Genomic DNA, 18,199 nt, shown 5'->3' with positions numbered 1-18,199 from the left:
GTGCGTCTATATCCCTGAACCAGCAGCCGGCTGCCGAAACGCAAGGAGCCGGGCCCGAGAGCATACAAGATGGCTATTGCAACGCAGGCACTGTCGCCGCCGTCCAAGACGCTGATGCTGATGGAGGGGCGAGCCGTCTCCGAGTTGGGCGCCTTTCTTGGCGCCCTGCCGCTTCTCAGCCTCGCCCCGAGAGGTGACGGTCACCCTGTCTTGGTATTGCCCGGTCTCGTCGCGTCCGATGCGTCGACGCGTCCGCTGCGAAGCTTTCTCAGGGGGCGCGGGTATGAAGTGAGCGGATGGCTGCAGGGACGCAATCTAGGTTTGCGCGAGGGCGTCCAGGACGGGATGGTGGATCTGGTTCGAGAGTTGAGCGATACCCACGGTCGCAAGATATCCCTGATCGGCTGGAGCCTTGGCGGCCTCTATGCGCGCCAGCTCGCCAAGATGCTGCCGGATCGCGTCCGCGGCGTCATCACGCTCGGCAGCCCGTTCGCCGCCGGGCCGAAGGCCACCAACGCCTGGCAGGTCTATGAGATGGTCAGCGGTCGGCGCGCCGATGAAGAGGATACGCGCTTCGGCGGCGCGCTGGCGGGCACGCCGCCGGTGCCGACCACCGCGATCTTCAGCCGCACCGACGGCATTTGCGCCTGGCAGGGTTGTCGGGAGCAGGCGACGGCGACGTCCGAGAGCATCGAGGTCGAGAGCAGCCATTGCGGCATGGCCCACCACCCCGCCGCGGTTTATGCGGTGGCTGATCGGCTGGCGCAGCCGGAAGGCCAGTGGAAGCCGTTCGACCGCTCAGGCTGGCGCAGCCTGGTTTATCCAAATCCGCATCGCTGACGCCGCGCTCCTTACCTCGCCCCGCTTGCGGGGAGAGGTCGGATTGCATCGTCAGATGCGATCCGGGGAGGGGGTAGATGTCTATCGATAGATTACGATCGTGGACAGAGCCCCTCATCCCAACCTTCTCCCCGTGAAGAACGGGGAGAAGGAGAAGATTAGCTCCGCTGTAGCAAATCCTTAAAACGCGCTATGCCTTGACGCATGCCGCCGCCGCTTGCCCGCATTGTCCAAGAGCTGAAGCGCGAGCCATCGCGCACCGGCTCGATCGTCATCACGGTGTTCGGGGATGCCATCGTGCCGCGCGGCGGCTCGGTCTGGCTCGGGACGCTCTTGGCGTTCTTTGAAGGGCTGGACGTTGACGCCAGCGTGGTGCGCACCGCGATGTCGCGATTGACCGCCGATGGCTGGTTCGAGCGCAGCAGGATCGGCCGCCACAGCTTCTACCGCCTGGTGCAGAGCGGACGGCAAACCTTTGATATCGCGACAAGACACATCTACGGCCCGCCGGTCACCGACTGGACCGGGCGGTTCGAATTGCTGCTGATCGGCAATAGCGGGGATCGCGGCGTCGCGCGCGAGGCGTTGAAGAATGCCGGCTTCGGCAGTCCGCTGCCAGGCGTGTGGGTGGCGCCATCGGGGGTGCCGGTACCGGACGAAGCTGCCGGCGCGATTCGTCTTGAAGTCTCCGCCGAAGACGACAGCGGGCGGCGCCTGCTCAGTGAAAGCTGGCCGCTTGAGCGTACCGCCGACGCCTATCAGAAGTTCATGAAAACCTTCGAGCCGTTGCGGGGCTGGATCGGCCGCGGCGAGCGCTTGACCGACGCCGACGCCTTCACCGCGCGGATCCTGCTGATTCACCATTACCGCCGCGTCGTGCTGCGCGACCCGCTGCTGCCGACCGCGCTGCTGCCTTCGAACTGGCCGGGCCGGGCCGCAAGGTCGCTCTGCGGCGAGGTCTATCGCGCGCTGCTTCCCATTTCCGAACAATGGCTTGATCGCCACGCCAGCAATGAGGACGGACCGTTGCCGAAGCCCGGCGCCGAGCTCTCCAGGCGTTTCGGGTCGGTGTGAACATGTGACACATCTGTCTTGCTTAAGATGATTTTTGTTATATGTTGGCGGCGATGACATTCGGGAGGTCGGCCCATGTACACCCAGGCCCTCAATACGCCGGACCGCGAAGACCGCTGCGTTGAAGACGCCGCGCGCGCCGCGCAGTTTCAGGCCCGGATCGACGCCGAGGAGCGCATCGAACCCAACGACTGGATGCCGTCGGCCTACCGCAAGACGCTGACCCGGCAGATTTCCCAGCACGCCCATTCCGAAATCGTCGGCATGCTTCCCGAAGGCAACTGGATCACGCGGGCGCCGTCGTTGCGCCGCAAGGCCGCGCTTCTGGCGAAAGTCCAGGACGAATGCGGCCACGGCCTCTATCTCTACGCCGCTGCCGAGACGCTCGGCGCTTCGCGCGAGGAACTGGTCGACCTGATGCTGGCGGGCAAGGCGAAATACTCCTCGATCTTCAACTATCCGACGCTGAGCTGGGCCGATATCGGCACGATCGGCTGGCTGGTCGATGGCGCCGCGATCATGAACCAGATCCCGCTGTGCCGCTGCTCCTATGGCCCCTATGCGCGCGCGATGATCCGCGTTTGCAAGGAGGAATCCTTTCACCAGCGCCAGGGTTTTGAGATCATGCTGACGCTGTGCCGCGGCACCGAGGCGCAGAAGGCGATGGCGCAGGATGCGCTGGATCGCTGGTGGTGGCCGGTGCTGATGATGTTCGGCCCGCCCGACAAGCTCAGCCAGCACAGCGACGCCTCGACCCGATGGAAGATCAAGCGTTTCTCCAACGATGAGCTGCGGCAGAAGTTCGTCGACGCCACGGTGCCGCAGGCCCAGTTCCTGGGTCTGACGATCCCCGATCCTGGCATGAAGCAAAACGAGGCCGGCAACTGGGTGTACAGCGCCATCGACTGGGAAGAGTTCAACCAGGTCATTGCCGGCAACGGCCCCTGCAACCGCGACCGGCTCGCGGCGCGACGCAAGGCGCATGACGAAGGCGCCTGGGTGCGCGAGGCGGCGCAGGCCTATGCCGAGAAGCGCCGGCAGCGCACCGCCTTGCAGGCCGCTGAATAGGGAGACCCGTGATGCCGACGCCGAACACGCCGCTCTGGGAAGTCTTCATCCGCAGCCGCAACGGGCTGGCACACAAGCATGTCGGTTCGCTGCATGCCACCGACGCGACGCTGGCGCTGCAGGCCGCGCGCGACATCTATACCCGCCGCGGCGAGGGCCTTTCGATCTGGGTGGTGCCCTCGAACGCGATCACCGCATCCGATCCTGCCGAAAAGGGCATGATGTTCGAGCCGGCGGAATCCAAGATCTATCGGCACCCGACATTCTACGAAGTGCCCGACGAAGTCGGGCATATGTAGGTTTCCCCGTCATTGCGAGCGCAGCGAAGCAATGCCGCAAAGCAAGTCTGGATTGCTTCGCTGCGCTCGCAATGACGACTCAGACCTGGGTTAGATCATATGACCGTCGCCAACATATCCGTCTCCGAAACGCCACTGGTGCTCTACACGCTGCGCCGCGCCGACGACGCGCTGATCCTGGGTCATCGGCTGTCGGAATGGTGCGGGCATGCGCCCATGCTGGAAGAGGACATGGCGCTCGCCAATATGGGCCTCGACCTGCTCGGTCAGGCGCGCGAACTCTATGCCTACGCCGCCAGGGTCGAGGGCAAGGGCAACGACGAGGACAAGCTCGCCTATCTGCGCGACGCCAGGCAGTACCGCAATCTGCTGCTGCTGGAACAGCCGAACGGCGATTTCGCGCGCACCATGGTACGGCAGTTCCTTTACTCGACCTTTGCCGACCTCTACTGGCGCGCGATGATGCGCTCCGGCGACGCGACGCTGGCGGCGATTGCGGCCAGATCCGAGAAGGAGAGCGCCTATCACGTCAGGCACGCCTCGGAATGGATCGTCCGCCTCGGCGACGGCACCGAGGAAAGCCACCGCCGCGCGCAATCGGCGATCGACGAGCTCTGGGCTTTCACCGGCGAGATGTTCGCCGCCGACGACAGCGAGCGCGGCCTGATCGAGGTCGGCGTCGCGGTCGATCCGGCCGGCTTGCGCGCGCCGTGGCTCAAGGCGGTGTCGGAGGTCGCACGCGAGGCGACGCTGGATTTGCCCGGCAACGACTGGATGCAGCAGGGCGGCCGCGATGGCCGGCACAGCGAGCATCTCGGGCATCTGCTCAGTGAAATGCAATCGGTGCCGCGGAGTTTTCCGGGGGCCGCATGGTAACGAGCCTCGTCAGCGACGCCGAACTGCGCCGGCGCGCCTGGGAGGCGGCGTCGCAGGTGGTTGACCCCGAAATACCTGTTCTCACCATCGCCGATCTCGGCGTACTCCGCGACGTCACGGTGAACGATGGCCGCGTCGAGGTCGCGATCACGCCGACCTATTCCGGCTGTCCCGCCATGAACATGATTGCGCTCGAGATCGAGCTGTCGCTGGAACGCGCCGGCATCGCGCGGCCGACCATCCGCACGGTGCTGTCGCCGGCCTGGACCACGGACTGGATGAGCGAGGACGGCCGCCGGAAGCTTCGGGCATACGGCATCGCGCCGCCGCAGGCCTCGCATTCGCGTCGCGCACTGTTCGGCGAGCAGCAGGTGAATTGTCCGCAATGCAACTCGCACGATACAGAGCTGCTGTCCGAATTCGGCTCGACCGCCTGCAAGGCGCTGTGGCGATGCAAGAGCTGCCGCGAACCCTTTGATTATTTCAAGTGTCATTGAGATTGGATCCATGACCGTCATTGTCTGCAACAAGCGCGAAGTGTTTGTGCAAGAGAGCGCAGCGAAGCGATTCATCGGACCGCAAAGCAAGTGTGGATTGCTTCGTCGCTCTGCTCCTCGCAATGACGGTGGAGCTGACTGATGTCGCTCGCACCGCGCTTTCACCGTCTCGCCGTCCACGATTTGCGCCGCGAAACCGCGGACGCGGTGTCGATGACCTTCGAGATCCCGAAGGCGTTGCAGAAGGCCTACGTCTTCGCGCCGGGGCAATATCTGACCCTGCGTACGATGATGGACGGCGAGGAAGTCCGTCGTTCCTATTCGATCTGCTCGGGACCCGACGACGGCGAGCTGCGTATTGCCGTGAAAAAGGTCGATGGCGGCGCGTTCTCGAACTGGGCCGCCGACGAGCTGAAGCCCGGCGACGAGCTCGACGTGATGACGCCGACCGGCCGCTTCGGCATAGCCCACGCACCGGATAAGGCGCGGGTCTATGTCGGCTTTGCCGCTGGTTCCGGCATCACGCCGATCCTGTCGATCGCGAAGGGCGTGCTGGCCCGCGAGCCCGACAGCCGCTTCTTTCTGTTTTACGGCAACCGCTCGACATTAGGCATGCTGTTCCTGGAAGAGCTGGAGGAGTTGAAGGATCGCTTCATGCAGCGGCTTTCGCTTTTCCATGTGATCTCGGGCGAAGAACAGGACATACCGATCCTGCATGGCCGGCTTGACGGCGAGAAGGTGCGGGTGCTGCTGCGCTCGCTGGTGCCGGCCTCAAGCGTTGACCACGTCTTCATCTGCGGCCCCGCGGGCATGAGCGAGGCGATCGAGGCGACCTGCCGCGAGATCGGCATCGCCGACGATCGCATTCATGTCGAGCGCTTCGTCTCGGAGTTCGGCGGCAAGCCGCGCGCGAAGAAGATCGTTGAAGCCTCGGCGCCGCCGAGGGCGATGGCCTCGCTGATCATCGACGGCAAGCGCCGTGAGGTGCCGGTCGCGGAAGGTGAGGCCATTCTGGACGCCGCCTTGCGCGCCGGCATGGACCTGCCGTTCGCGTGCAAGGGCGGCATGTGCTCGACTTGCCGCGCCAGGCTGGTCGAGGGCGAGGCGCAGATGGAAGTCAATTATTCGCTGGAGCCGTGGGAATTGAAGGCGGGCTTCATCCTGACCTGCCAGGCGCGGCCGGTATCGGACAAGGTGGTGGTGGATTACGATCATGTCTAACGCCGACGTCATTCCGGGATGCGTCGAAGACGCGAACCCGGAATCTCGAGATTCCGGGTTCGATGCTTCGCATCACCCCGGAATGACGGAAGTGAGAAGCGGGATCGTTGACAGCTCGGGCGCTTCGCTTCCACACTAACGCGCACTCGAGCCAAGGCCTGCTCAGACAGGCCCGACCGCACAGGAGAAAACGCCGTGAATCCCTTGCGCCGCGCGGCCGAACCGCGATGAACCTTGCGCTTTCGCCCGACGAAATCGCCCGCGCCTGCGCGGAGGCGATGTGGAAGGAAGACGACGCCAGCAAGAGCCTCGGCATGCAGATCGTCGAGATCGGGCCCGGCCGGGCCACGCTGGCGATGACGGTGCAGCCGCACATGGTCAACGGTCAGCGCATCGCCCATGGCGGCTTCATCTTTCTGCTGGCCGATTCCACCTTCGCCTTTGCCTGCAACTCGCGAAATGAGCGCGCGGTCGCAGCGCAGTGCGACATTGCTTTCGTTCGGCCGGGCAAGCTCGGCGACGTGCTGGTTGCAACCGCGCGGGAAGTCTCGCGCAGCGGCCGGTCCGAAATCTACGACGTCAGCGTCAGCGCCGGTGACGTCGTGATCGCCGAATTCCGTGGGCATTCCCGCACCATCGCCGGAACGTGGCTGCCGGCCGTCGATGGTGCAACCTAGCGATCGATAAAGGGGGGTGCGATGGCCGCAACCGGCATGCAATCAAGGACGACGAATTACCGCCCGGAGCTGGACGAGACCGAACGCGCCTCGCGCGACGCGATCATGGCGCTGCAAACCCGGCGTCTCGCCTGGTCGCTGCGGCACGCCTACGACCACGTCGCGCATTACCGCGGGGCGTTCGACGAAGCCGGCGTGCATCCTTCCGATTTCAAACAGCTCGCCGACCTCGCAAAATTCCCGTTCACGGTAAAGACGGACCTCAGGGACAATTACCCCTTCGGGATGTTCGCGGTGCCGCGCGAACAGCTCATCCGCGTCCATGCCTCCTCGGGCACAACGGGCAAGCCGATCGTGGTCGGGTACACAAAAGCCGATATCGAGATCTGGTCGGAGGTGATGGCGCGTTCGATCCGCGCCGCCGGCGGGCGCACCGGCATGCTGATGCACAACGCCTATGGTTATGGTCTGTTCACCGGCGGCCTCGGCGCGCATTACGGCGCCGAAAAGCTCGGCTGCACCGTGGTGCCGGTTTCCGGCGGCATGACCGAGCGGCAGGTGCAGCTGATCAACGACTTCAGGCCCGACATCATCACGGTGACGCCGAGCTACATGCTGGCGATCTCGGACGAGTTCAAGCGGCAGGGCCTCGATCCCCGAAAATCGTCGCTGAAGTTCGGCATCTTCGGCGCCGAACCCTGGACCAACGCCATGCGTGCCGAGATCGAGCAGACCTTCGACATGGAGGCGACGGACATTTACGGGCTGTCGGAAGTGATCGGACCCGGCGTGGCGCAGGAATGCGTGGAGACAAAGGACGGGCTGCACATCTGGGAGGACCACTTCTATCCCGAGGTCGTCGATCCCGAAACCGGCGCGGTGCTGCCGGACGGCGAGAAGGGCGAACTGGTTTTCACCTCGCTGACCAAGGAAGGTTTTCCGATCATCCGCTACCGCACCCGCGACCTGACGCGGCTGTTGCCGGGCACCGCGCGGCCAGGCATGCGGCGGATGGAAAAGGTCACCGGCCGTTCCGATGACATGATCATCCTGCGCGGCGTCAATGTGTTTCCGACCCAGATCGAGGAAGCGCTGCTGGCGACCGACTGGTGCGGCGGCCATTTCATCATCGAACTGACGCGCGAGGGGCGGATGGACGAGATGACCGTGCTCGCCGAAGCCCGCCCGGAAAGCTGGGACGGCGGCGGGCTGCACACCCATGCCGAGAAGGTCGCGGTCTTCATCAAGAACACCATCGGCATCACCGCGCGCATCAAGGCGGTGGCGCCGGACACGCTGGAACGCTCGCTTGGCAAGGCGAAGCGCGTCCACGACAAGCGGCCGAAAGAATAGTGGCTAGCCCTTGCTACTCCAGCTATTCGCTGGCCGCACCCCGCTGCAGCGTTTTTTCACGGGAAGAATTCTCCCTTATTGTTTTCAGCTGCAGCGCGTTTGTTTCCCGGTCGCGTGACCAAACGGGTGATTCATTCTCTGTGTCGGCGAACCGTGGACGCGCCCGTATTTCCTGCGTAATAGCAGCACGGAAATTCACGCCTATCTGATGGTCGCGGCCATGCGGTCGCGCGAGCGAACGGGAAAAGCCGGTGTTGGACAGTGGCAATATCGTGATCTTGAGCGGACTGCTGATCGGGCTCGTCTATGGATCGGTCGGTCTGCTGAGCGGGTTTTGCCTGCTCAATGGTCTTCGCGGCTACTGGTCGGCCGGCGACGGCCGTCTGGTCCGCACCTACGCGTTGGCGATCGGCGTCGCCGTCGCCGGGACGCAATTGCTGGCGGCGGCGGGTCTTGCCGACATCGGCAAGTCGATTTACCTGCAGGCGTCGTTCTCCGCACCCGTGATGTTCTTTGGCGGGCTATTGTTCGGCTACGGCATGGTGCTAGCGAACGGCTGCGGCTCGCGCGCGCTGGTGCTGCTCGGGCGCGGCAACCTTCGCTCTTTCGTCGTGCTGGTGGTGCTGGCGATTTTCGCGCAGATGGCGCTGAAGGGCCTGATCGCGCCGGTGCGGGTTGCGATGGTCGGCGCGTCGCAGACCACGTCAGCGGCGAACTCGGTGCCGGCGCTGCTGGCGTCGGCAGGGCTGAGCGCCACCGCGGCGCGGATGTTGGCAGCCTCGGTCATCGCCGCCGCGCTGGTCATCTTCGCCTTTGCGCATCCGGCATTCCGGCGATCGCCGGGGCAGGTCACAACGGGTCTCCTGATCGGCCTGCTGGTGACGGCCGGCTGGTTTGCGACCGGCTATCTCGGCGCCGACGATTTCAATCCGACGCCCGTCACCTCGCTCAGCTTCATCGCGCCGATCGCGGACGGCCTGCTCTATGTCATGCTGTGGACGGGATCGACGCTCAATTTCGGCATCGTCACCGTGTTCGGCGTATTCGCCGGCAGCCTCGTCACCGCGCTCCTGACCGGGCGCTTTCAATTCGAGGGCTTTCAGTCGCCGCGCCACATGCTCCGCTCGGGCGCAGGTGCTGCGCTGATGGGCGTGGGCGGCGTATTGGCCTTTGGCTGCTCGATCGGGCAGGGGCTGACGGGCTTCTCGACGCTGGCGCTGGCTTCGCTGGTCGCCTTCGCCGGCATTCTGGTCGGCTCCGCCGCCGGCCTGCGCGGCGCGCTGCGGGTGCGTCCGCTGGCGGCGGCCTGAGCGGGCTCAATCCGCAGCTTTGGTCACGATCCGGATCTCGGATTTGAGCGTCCGGTGCACCGGGCACTTGTCGGCGATCTCCATCAGGCGCTGACGCTGCTCGGCGTCGAGCGCGCCCTCGATCGAAATCGTCCGGTCGAACTGGTCGAGCATGCCTTCGCGGGTTTCGCACTCGGCGCAATCCTGGGCATGAATCTTGCTGTGCTTCAGCGTGACCGTGACGCGGTCGAGCGGCAGCGACTTGCGGTCGGCATACATCCGCATCGTCATCGAGGTGCAGGCCCCTAACCCCGCTAGCACCAGATCATAGGGCCCGGGCCCGCTGTCGAGGCCGCCCGCGGCCACCGGTTCGTCCGCCAGCATCCGGTGCGGACCTGACGTCACCGTCTGCTGAAACTTGCCGTTACGGGTCTCGCGCACCACGACGACGCCCGGCGTCGCTTCGGCTGTGGCAACCGGCCGGGCTTCGACCGGCTCGACGTAGCGTTCGGCCCATGCGGCGATGACGTCGGCGACGTAGACGCCGTCGCGCTTGTTGCTCAGCAGATGATCGGCGCCCGACAGCGAGACAAAGCTCTTGGGATGTTTGGCCGCGACGAAAATCCTGGTGGCATTGTCGATCCCGACGGTATCGTCGGTCGGCGCATGCATGACCAGCAGCGCCTTGTGGAGCTTTGCGACCTGCGCCAGCAGGCCCTGTTCGGCGATATCGTCGAGGAATTCGCGTTTGACGTGGAAGGGCCGGCCGGCAAGCTGGACCTCCACTTTTCCGTGCGCGCGGATGTCGGCGATGCGGTCGCCGAACAGACGGGTGACGTGGGCGGGATCGGAGGGCGCGGCGATCGTGACCACGGCCTGGGCCTCCGGGATGTGTCCGGCGGCGGCCAGAATCGCCGCGCCGCCGAGGCTGTGGCCGATCAGGATCGCGGGCGCGCCACGGGTGTCGCGCAAATGATCGGCGGCGCGGACGAGATCGGCGACGTTGGAGGAGAACGTCGCGTTGGCGAAGTCGCCCTCGCTGGAGCCGAGCCCGGTGAAGTCGAACCGCAGCACCGCGATGCCGCGGGCGGCGAGCGCGGTCGCGATGCGTTTCGCCGCCACCACGTCCTTGCCGCAGGTGAAGCAATGCGCGAACAGCGCATAGGCCTGCACCGGCCCGTCCGGCGTGTCGAGCGCGGCGGCCAGCTGATGGCCGCCTTCGCCGGTGAATTGAAAGCGTTCAGTCGGCATGGGCACTCCATGTGTTCGGGCTGGCCTAGTCGCCAGAGTAACGCTGCTCGGCCCACGGGTCGCCGCGGTTGTGGTAGCCGCGGACTTCCCAATAGCCGGGCTTGTCGTGTTCGAGAAACTCGATGCGCTGCAGCCATTTCGCGCTTTTCCAGAAGTAGAGATGCGGGACCACCAGCCGCACCGGGCCGCCATGCTCCTGCTCCAGTGGCGCGCCGGACCAGCTGTGGGCGAGCAGGGCGTCCTCGGCGGCGAAATCCTCCAGCGCCAGGTTGGTGGTGTAGCCGTCATGCGAATGCAGCACCACGAACCGCGCCTCGCTACGCGGCCGGCAGGCGTCGAGCAGATCGCGGGTCGCCAGCCCGTCCCATTGATTGTCGTAGCGCGACCAGGTGGTGACGCAATGGATGTCGGACAGGAACCGGCTTTGCGGTTGCGCCGTAAACTGCGCGAAGTCCCAGAAGATCGGGTTTTCGACCGCGCCGTAGACGTCGAGGCGCCAGCGCTCGCGCGAAATGCCGGGCGTCAGGCCAAGATCGAGCGTCGGCCAGTCCCGGGTCAGGTGCTGGCCCGGCGGCAGGCGGGCCTCCTCGGGTCGCGAAGTCTTTCCGGTGAGGAACTTCGCCTCGCGGGCCCAGCGCTGCTTGCTGCGCGTCAGTTTGCTCTCCGGCGGCGGCTCATGCTCGTCGGCCATTATGCCCTCTTGCTTCGTCGCTCGCTATTTCGGTGATCGTGGATCAATCGGCGTCGTCCCGCGCAGGCCGAGAATGTCCTCCAGCACCCGGCTGCCCGCCAGCAGTTTCGCCTCGCCGCGCGGCGGAGCCACCACCTGCAACCCGACCGGCAGGCCGGAGGCGGTAAATCCGCAGGGCAGGGACAATGCCGGACAGCACACCAGCGTGATCGCATAGACGATGCCGAGCCATTCGACATAATTGTCGAACTTTTTGCCGGCGCATTCGGCGACGTAACGGTTCTCGATCGGGAACGGCGCGACGATGGTCGCAGGGCACAGCAGCAGGTCGTAGGTTTCGAAGAATTCCAGCGTGCGCGCGGTCATGGCGACGCGCTGCGCTTCGGCGCGTTCAAGCTGCTCGACCGTCAGCTTGAGGCCTTGCTCGATGTTCCAGATCACTTCCGGCTTGAGCTGGTCGCGCCTGGTGCGCAGCAGCGCCGCCTTGGAAAGCGCGAAGTCGAAGGCGCGCAGCACATGGAAGCATTCATGGGCCTCGCGCAGGTCGGGATGGGCCTCCTCGACGATGGCGCCGGCTTCGGCAAAGCGCTGCGCCGCCTTGCGGGTGATGGCGACGACCTCAGGATCGACCGGGGTGATGCCGAGATCCGGCGAATAGGCGACGCGCTTCGGCCGGTTGCCGGAACGCGCGGCCGAGAGGAACGAGGTCGGCAGCACCGGCAGCGACAGCGGATCGGCGGGATGCTCGCCGCTCATGGCGTCGAGCAGCAGCGCCAGGTCTTCGACGTTGCGCGCCATCGGGCCCTGGACGCCGAGATTGCGGTCGATCGCAGCCGCCGGCGTGTGCGCGACGCGGCCGATGCTCGGGCGCATGCCGACGATGCCGCAGAAGCTGGCGGGGTTGCGCAGGCTGCCGCCCATGTCGGAACCGTGCGCCAGCCACGCGGTGCCGGTGGCGAGGGCGACGGCCGCGCCGCCCGAGGAGCCTGCGGCGGAACGCGACGTATCCCACGGATTGCGCGTCGGGCCGAACACTTCGTTGAACGTGTTGGCGCCAGCGCCGAATTCCGGCGTGTTCGACTTGGCGTAGATCACCCCGCCATTGTTCTCGAGGTGCTCGACCATGATGTCTGACTTCTCCGGGACGTGATCCCGGTAGATCGGCGAGCCCTGCGTCGTCAGCACGCCGGCGACGGCGGTCAGGTCCTTGATCGGAACCGGCATGCCGGCGAGCAGGCCGCGGTCGGCGGCCGGCTTCTTCATCAGCGCCCGGGCGCGGTCGCGGGCGCGGTCGAAGCACAGCGTCGGCAGTGCGTTGACCTTGCCGTCGACCTCGGCGATGCGCTGTTCCAGCACATCTAACAGATCGAGCGGGGTGACTTCGCCCGACCTCAGCTTGCCGATGATCGCGCACGCCGTCTCCCGCACCAGCCCCTGATCCGCCACGTCGCCGTCTCCCGTTCGTTTCCGTTTCCTGGTCGCAGGTGGTGCTGTAGAACATTTTCCGGCAAAGTGGAAACGCAGGCAAGTTGCGGCCGACCGGAGATATCAGCATGACGATATTGTTTTCCGCGCTGGACTGGCGCGCGATGAGCCGGGAGGACCGCGACCGCGGCCTCAACAACGGCGTCGCCGTCGCCGGCAGCGTGGAACTGGTGGCCGGCTGGGAGCAGCGCTCCGCCGACCTGCGCGCGCGCTTCCCCGCTCGCCTCGATCTCCGCTACGGCCCGCGCGAGCGCAACCGGATCGATTTCCTGAAAGCGGCCGACGAGGCGCCGACGCTGCTGTTCATTCACGGCGGCTACTGGCAGGCGCGCGCCAAGGAGGTCTTCACCGTCGTTGCCGAAGGCCCGATGGCGCATGCCATCAATGTCGCGCTGATCGGCTACACGCTGGCGCCCGACGCGACCCTTGATGAAATCGTCGCCGAGATCCACGCCGGCATCGACTTCCTCGCCGGCCAATTGCCCGCGCTTGGCGCCGCCCCCGGCGGCATCGTGGTCTCCGGCTGGTCGGCCGGCGGCCATCTGACCGCGATGGCGCTGTCGCATCCGAAGGTGAGGGCGGGCATGGCGATCTCTGGCATCTACGACCTCGAGCCGATCCGCCACTCCTATCTCAACGAGAAGCTGCGGGCCGACGAGGCGACCTCGCGCCGCAATTCGCCGATGATGCAGGAAGGCGGCCCGTCAAAGCCGCTGTCGCTGGTGGTCGGCAGCGCCGAACTGCCGCTGCTGCGCAAGCAGACCGCCGATTTCGCCGGTCACCGCGCCCGGTACGGCCTGCCGGTGACCTACGAGGAGATCCCCGGCGCCGACCATTTCACGATCCTGCACGAGATGATGTCGCCGAAGGGCAGGATCACGACGCTGATCCGACAGTTGTTCGAGCGGACTTGATGTTGACTTACCCGTCATTCCGGGGCGATGCGAAGCATCGAACTATGGTGCGCGATTGCGCACCTGAGAATCTCGAGATTCCCCGGTGCGCAATTGCGCACCTGAGGTCTGGTGCTGACGCACCATCCCGGAATGACGGAGGCTAATGGATCACCTAACCCCACCCCGCGGTGTGGCCGCCGTCCACGGTAAAGATCACCCCCGATGTGTAGCCCGAGCGGTCGGAGGCCAGGAACGCCATGAGATCGCCGATCTCGCGCGCGTGCGCGGGGCGGCCGAGCGGCATGTTCTTCTGGAATTCCCGGTAGCGGCTTTCGTCGCCGAACTGGTTCTTCGCCCGCGTCTTCAGCAGCGTGACGTGGCGGTCGGTGCCGACCGGGCCGGGATTGATGCCGACGACGCGAATGTTGTCGGCGAGGCTCTTGCCGCCGAGCGCGCGGGTGAACGCCATCAACGCCGCGTTGCCGGCGCTGCCGCAGATGTAGTTGGCGTCGAACTTCTCGCCGGCAGCGCCAATGTCATTGACGATGACGCCGTGCCCACGCGCCTTCATCTGCGCGTAGATCGCGCGGGTGAGGTTGATGTAGCCGAACACTTTCAGTTCCCAGGCGTGACGCCAGGTCGCCTCGTCGATCTTGTCGATGGAGCCGCCGGGGATATCGCCGGCGTTGTTGACGAGGATGTCGATGTCGGCGGCTTCCCTTGCCAGCCTTGCGATGTCCTCGCCCTTGCGCAGGTCCACGACCTGGGCGGTCGCGCCGATCTGGTGCGCCGAGCGCAGCCGCTCGGTGAGGGCCTTGAGCTGGTCGCCGTTGCGGGCGGCCAGCACGACGTCGCAACCTTCCTCGGCGAAAGCTTCGGCCGCGGCCGCGCCGATGCCCTTGGAGGCGCCGGTGATCAGGACGCGCTTGCCGCGCAGATGCAAATCCATGGAATTACTCGCTGGGTGAGGGGAGGCGGGAGAGGTTCAACGAAACTGTTAGGCTCCGGGCGCGGTCGCGGTCAACATTGCAGTGCAGCGTTGCGCGGCCGGCAGCATTGATCCATTGCAAGGCGATCGAATAAGCGGCATTAGCTGCCCGCAGGGCAACAAGGAAACTCCCGATGAACAGCGTCAGGAAGCAGTACCGGATCGCCGTCATTCCCGGCGACGGCATCGGCAAGGAAGTGGTGCCGGAGGGCCTGCGCGTGCTGGAGGCGGCGGCGAAAAAGTACGGCGTGGCCGTCCATTTCGATCATTTCGACTTCGCTTCCTGGGACTATTACGAAAAGCACGGCGAGATGATGCCGGAGGACTGGAAGGCCAGGATCGGCAAGCACGACGCGATCTATTTCGGGGCGGTCGGCTGGCCCGCGAAAATCCCCGATCACATCTCGCTGTGGGGCTCGCTGATCAAGTTCCGCCGCGAGTTCGACCAGTACGTCAATCTGCGTCCGGTGCGGCTGATGCCAGGTGTGCCGTCGCCGCTGGCGGGCCGCAAGCCCGGCGACATCGATTTCTGGGTGGTGCGCGAGAACACCGAGGGCGAATACTCCTCGGTCGGCGGGCGGATGTTTCCGGACACCGAGCGCGAGTTCGTCACCCAGCAGACGGTGATGACCCGGATCGGCGTCGATCGGATCCTGAAATTCGCATTCGAACTGGCGCAGTCGCGGCCGAAGAAGCACCTGACCTCGGCGACCAAGTCCAACGGCATTTCGATCACGATGCCCTACTGGGACGAGCGGGTCGAGGCGATGGCGAAGAATTTTCCGAACGTGAAGTGGGACAAGTACCACATCGACATCCTTACCGCGAACTTCGTGCTGCATCCGGACTGGTTCGACGTCGTGGTCGGCTCCAACCTGTTCGGCGACATCCTCTCCGATCTCGGTCCCGCCTGCACCGGCACCATCGGCATCGCGCCGTCGGGCAACATCAATCCGGAGCGCAAATTCCCGTCGGTGTTCGAACCGGTGCATGGCTCCGCGCCCGATATTGCCGGGCAGGGCATCGCCAATCCGATCGGCATGATCTGGTCGGGCGCGATGATGCTGGAGCATCTCGGGGAGAAGCAGGCGGCCCAGTCCATCGTCGGCGCCATCGAGCGCACGCTCGGCGAGCGCACGCTGCGCACCCGCGACCTCGGCGGCAACGCCGATACGGCGGCCTGCGGCAAGGCGGTGGCCGAGATGGTGGAGTAGGCTTTGGTTGCGGTCGTCCCTACGAACGCAGGGACCCATAGCCACAGGTGTTTCCTGTCTGCTGGGGCTGTGGCTCCAACCCGCGTCAACATGACCACCGGTGGTTATGGGTCCCGGCTCGCGCTTCGCTTGGCCGGGACGACAGGAGTTACGTCACCGCTTCACAATCCTACGGCAATGCTCCCACGCCGCCCGCATCAAATTCTCGCTCGCTTCGGGCGTGCGGAATGCCGAATGCGCCGACAGCGTCACGTTGGGAAGTTTGGTCAGCAGATGGTCCGCCGGCAGCGGCTCGATGTTGAACACGTCGAGCCCGGCATGACGGATCCGGCCTGACTTCAGCGCCTCGATCATGGCGTCCTCGTCGACGATGGCGCCGCGCGCGGTGTTGACGAGAATGACGCCAGGTTTCATCGCCTCGATGCAGGCCTGTGAGATCATGCCGCGCGTCTCGTCGTTGAGCAGAAGGTGGATCGAGATCACGTCGCTCTCGCTCAGTAATTCGTCGAGATCGACGAATTCGACCTTCGGATGCTTCTTGGGCGACCGGTTCCAGGCGACGACCCGCATGCCTGAGCCAAGCGCGATGCGGGCGACTTCAGCCGCGATGCCGCCAAAGCCGATCAGGCCGAGCGTCTTGCCTGTCAGTTGCATGCCGTCGTCGCGCAGCCAGTTGCCGGCGCGCATCGCGCGGTCCATCTGCGCCAGGCCGCGGGCGGCCTCCCACATCAGCGCAATCGCGCATTCGGCGACCGCGGTGTCGCCGTAGCCCTTGATGAGATGCACGGCGATGCCGAGTTTTTCGAGCTCTTCCGGGTTCATGTAGCTGCGGGCGCCGGTGCCGAGAAACACCACGTGCTTCAGCCCCTTGCATTTCTTCGCGATATCGGTCGGCAGCGCGGTGTGGTCGACGATCGCGATCTCGGCGCCGTCGAGCACGGCGGGATACTGTTCCGGCGTGATGTCTGGATCGCGGTGGATCCTGACCTTGGGGTTGCCGGGCTGTTCCAGCCGCTCGAAGATCACGGCCAGCGATTCATTGGCGTCGACGAAAACTCCGCGCATGGCTTACCCCTCGCTGCTAAATGATCAGGATGCGACGCCGGCCAGCGCCAGCACGGTGTGCATCAGCACGTTGGCGCCCGCCGCGCAATCGGCCTTGCTGGCGTCCTCGAGCTCATTGTGGCTGACGCCGTCCTTGCAGGGCACGAACACCATCGCCGCCGGCATCACCGTGTTGAGGTTGCAGGCGTCGTGGCCGGCGCCGGAGGTGATGCGGCGATGCGAGAGTCCGAGCATTTTCGCCGCGCTCTCGACCGCGTCTACCAGGCGTGGATCGAAATGGGTCGGCGGCTTGCGCCAGACCAGGTCGAGCGTGACCTCGACCTTGCGGCGGGCCGCGATGGCGGCGATCGCCGCGCGCAGATCCCGGTCCAGCGCATCCATGATGGCGGCCTCAGCGCTGCGGCAATCCATGGTGAAGGCGATCTCGCCGGGAATGACGTTGCGCGAGGGGTTGGCGATCACGGCCTCGCCGACGGTGCCGACGGCTTTCGGGCCGTGCCTGTTCGCAATCGCCTCCATCGCCAGCACGATTTCGGCGAGCGTCGCCAGCGCGTCGCGCCGCAGCGGCATCGGCGTCGTGCCGGCATGGCTCTCGAAGCCGGTGATCCTGCCGTCGTACCACAGGACGCCCTGGCCGGAATCGACCACGCCGATGGTCTTGTTCTCGGCTTCGAGGATCGGGCCCTGCTCGATGTGCAGTTCGACGAAGCCCGAGAATTTCTGCGTTCCCACCGGGCGGTCGCCGCGATAGCCGATGCTATCAAGCGCTTCGCCGACGCTGACGCCGGCCGCGTCCCGGCGCGACAGGATGTCCTCGGTGGTGAAGTCGCCGACATAGGCGGCCGAGGCCATCATCGCCGGCGCGAACCGCGAGCCTTCCTCGTTGGTCCAGTTGCAGATGCAGATCGGCGCCTCGGTTTCGATGCCGGCGTCGTTGAGCGTGCGCACCACTTCCAGCGCCGCGAGCGTGCCGAGCACGCCGTCGAATTTTCCGCCGGTCGGCTGGGTGTCGAGGTGGGAACCAAGTCCGATCGGAGCCCTGGACATGTCGCGGCCCTTGCGCAGGCCGAACATCGAGCCGAGCGCATCGACATGCACCTCAAGCCCGGCCGCCTCGCAGCGGGCGCGAAACCAGTCGCGCACCTGCTTGTCCTCGGGGCCGAGCGTCAGCCGCCTTACCCCGCCCTTCGGCGTGGCGCCAAATTTGGCGGTTTCATGAATCGTGTCCCACAGCCGCTCGGGGTCGATCTGCAGGTTGGATCCGATCTGGGTCATCAGGTCATTCCGGGGTCGGGCGATAGGGAGCTTTTCAATGACGCGCCTGTCGCGGCGCGTCAACAACGGCGCCGCGCCGGGGCGGAATTGAGAAGGGCAGGGTCTTGCGCACAGAGGCGATCTCATAGTCACATACGGGA

18 protein-coding genes are annotated in these 18,199 nt (G+C 65.6%); 12 read left to right on the top strand and 6 right to left on the bottom strand.

Annotated elements, in window-relative coordinates:
- The first annotated feature begins 69 nt into the window (after window positions 1-69).
- From Q0D31_RS04195 to Q0D31_RS04150, 10 genes are all read left to right on the top strand, one after another.
- On the top strand, window positions 70-840 hold the full coding sequence (locus tag Q0D31_RS04195) for an alpha/beta hydrolase (RefSeq protein ID WP_291845653.1): 771 nt from the start codon (window positions 70-72) through the stop codon (window positions 838-840).
- 204 nt (window positions 841-1,044) lie between these two features.
- Window positions 1,045-1,914: a phenylacetic acid degradation operon negative regulatory protein PaaX gene (paaX, locus tag Q0D31_RS04190; RefSeq protein ID WP_291845651.1), complete on the top strand. Its 870-nt coding sequence runs from the start codon at window positions 1,045-1,047 to the stop codon at window positions 1,912-1,914.
- A 75-nt stretch (window positions 1,915-1,989) separates the two neighbouring features.
- A complete protein-coding gene (paaA, locus tag Q0D31_RS04185) occupies window positions 1,990-2,982 on the top strand; it encodes a 1,2-phenylacetyl-CoA epoxidase subunit PaaA (protein WP_291845643.1) in 993 nt (330 codons plus the stop codon).
- 11 nt (window positions 2,983-2,993) lie between these two features.
- Entirely contained in the window at window positions 2,994-3,281 is a 288-nt protein-coding gene (gene paaB / locus Q0D31_RS04180) for a 1,2-phenylacetyl-CoA epoxidase subunit PaaB (RefSeq protein WP_291845641.1), read from the top strand.
- Window positions 3,282-3,380: 99 nt separating this feature from the next.
- The gene (paaC, locus tag Q0D31_RS04175; RefSeq protein WP_291845640.1) at window positions 3,381-4,157 is read left to right on the top strand and encodes a 1,2-phenylacetyl-CoA epoxidase subunit PaaC; all 777 of its coding nucleotides are present in this window, start codon (window positions 3,381-3,383) and stop codon (window positions 4,155-4,157) included.
- On the top strand, window positions 4,151-4,654 hold the full coding sequence (paaD, locus tag Q0D31_RS04170) for a 1,2-phenylacetyl-CoA epoxidase subunit PaaD (RefSeq protein WP_291845639.1): 504 nt from the start codon (window positions 4,151-4,153) through the stop codon (window positions 4,652-4,654). The genes paaC and paaD overlap by 7 nt, the downstream gene beginning before the upstream one ends.
- 141 nt (window positions 4,655-4,795) lie before the next feature.
- Window positions 4,796-5,875 (top strand): 1,2-phenylacetyl-CoA epoxidase subunit PaaE, encoded by a 1,080-nt coding sequence (gene paaE / locus Q0D31_RS04165; RefSeq protein WP_291845638.1) that lies wholly within the window; start codon window positions 4,796-4,798, stop codon window positions 5,873-5,875.
- Window positions 5,876-6,102: 227 nt separating this feature from the next.
- Window positions 6,103-6,552 carry a hydroxyphenylacetyl-CoA thioesterase PaaI gene (gene paaI, locus Q0D31_RS04160; protein ID WP_291845637.1) on the top strand — a complete coding sequence of 150 codons (450 nt, stop codon included), beginning with the start codon at window positions 6,103-6,105 and terminating at the stop codon, window positions 6,550-6,552.
- A gap of 21 nt (window positions 6,553-6,573) precedes the next feature.
- On the top strand, window positions 6,574-7,905 hold the full coding sequence (gene paaK, locus Q0D31_RS04155) for a phenylacetate--CoA ligase PaaK (protein ID WP_291845636.1): 1,332 nt from the start codon (window positions 6,574-6,576) through the stop codon (window positions 7,903-7,905).
- 254 nt (window positions 7,906-8,159) lie between these two features.
- Window positions 8,160-9,215: a YeeE/YedE family protein gene (locus Q0D31_RS04150; RefSeq protein ID WP_291846755.1), complete on the top strand. Its 1,056-nt coding sequence runs from the start codon at window positions 8,160-8,162 to the stop codon at window positions 9,213-9,215.
- 6 nt (window positions 9,216-9,221) lie between these two features.
- Here Q0D31_RS04150 and Q0D31_RS04145 read toward each other — a convergent pair whose 3' ends face one another.
- From Q0D31_RS04145 to Q0D31_RS04135, 3 genes are read right to left on the bottom strand one after another with little or no spacing between them, the layout of a single operon-like run.
- Entirely contained in the window at window positions 9,222-10,445 is a 1,224-nt protein-coding gene (locus tag Q0D31_RS04145) for a bifunctional alpha/beta hydrolase/OsmC family protein (protein WP_291845635.1), read from the bottom strand.
- Between the two features lie 25 nt (window positions 10,446-10,470).
- The gene (locus tag Q0D31_RS04140; protein ID WP_291845634.1) at window positions 10,471-11,136 is read right to left on the bottom strand and encodes a sulfite oxidase-like oxidoreductase; all 666 of its coding nucleotides are present in this window, start codon (window positions 11,134-11,136) and stop codon (window positions 10,471-10,473) included.
- Between the two features lie 24 nt (window positions 11,137-11,160).
- Window positions 11,161-12,582, bottom strand: coding sequence for an amidase family protein (locus tag Q0D31_RS04135; protein WP_291845632.1), 1,422 nt, complete (start codon window positions 12,580-12,582; stop codon window positions 11,161-11,163).
- Between the two features lie 107 nt (window positions 12,583-12,689).
- On the opposite strand from Q0D31_RS04135, the gene Q0D31_RS04130 reads away from it, so the two are divergent.
- A complete protein-coding gene (locus Q0D31_RS04130) occupies window positions 12,690-13,535 on the top strand; it encodes an alpha/beta hydrolase (protein ID WP_291845630.1) in 846 nt (281 codons plus the stop codon).
- A gap of 154 nt (window positions 13,536-13,689) precedes the next feature.
- Here the strand turns inward: Q0D31_RS04130 and Q0D31_RS04125 are convergent, their stop codons facing one another.
- Window positions 13,690-14,466: an SDR family oxidoreductase gene (locus Q0D31_RS04125; RefSeq protein WP_291845629.1), complete on the bottom strand. Its 777-nt coding sequence runs from the start codon at window positions 14,464-14,466 to the stop codon at window positions 13,690-13,692.
- A 173-nt stretch (window positions 14,467-14,639) separates the two neighbouring features.
- Between Q0D31_RS04125 and Q0D31_RS04120 the strand changes: the two genes are divergently transcribed.
- A complete protein-coding gene (locus tag Q0D31_RS04120) occupies window positions 14,640-15,719 on the top strand; it encodes a tartrate dehydrogenase (protein ID WP_291845628.1) in 1,080 nt (359 codons plus the stop codon).
- 153 nt (window positions 15,720-15,872) lie between these two features.
- On the opposite strand, the gene Q0D31_RS04115 is transcribed toward Q0D31_RS04120, so the two are convergent.
- Both Q0D31_RS04115 and Q0D31_RS04110 read right to left on the bottom strand, forming a co-directional pair.
- Window positions 15,873-16,784: an NAD(P)-dependent oxidoreductase gene (locus Q0D31_RS04115; protein WP_291845627.1), complete on the bottom strand. Its 912-nt coding sequence runs from the start codon at window positions 16,782-16,784 to the stop codon at window positions 15,873-15,875.
- A 24-nt stretch (window positions 16,785-16,808) separates the two neighbouring features.
- The gene (locus tag Q0D31_RS04110; RefSeq protein WP_291845626.1) at window positions 16,809-18,059 is read right to left on the bottom strand and encodes a Zn-dependent hydrolase; all 1,251 of its coding nucleotides are present in this window, start codon (window positions 18,057-18,059) and stop codon (window positions 16,809-16,811) included.
- Window positions 18,060-18,199 lie beyond the last annotated feature (140 nt).

Source organism: Bradyrhizobium sp. (genome assembly GCF_022844465.1).
Taxonomy (GTDB): Bacteria; Pseudomonadota; Alphaproteobacteria; order Rhizobiales; family Xanthobacteraceae; genus Bradyrhizobium.
The sequence above is the reverse complement of the archived record's forward strand: the minus strand, read 5'-3'. Positions and strand labels throughout refer to the sequence as shown.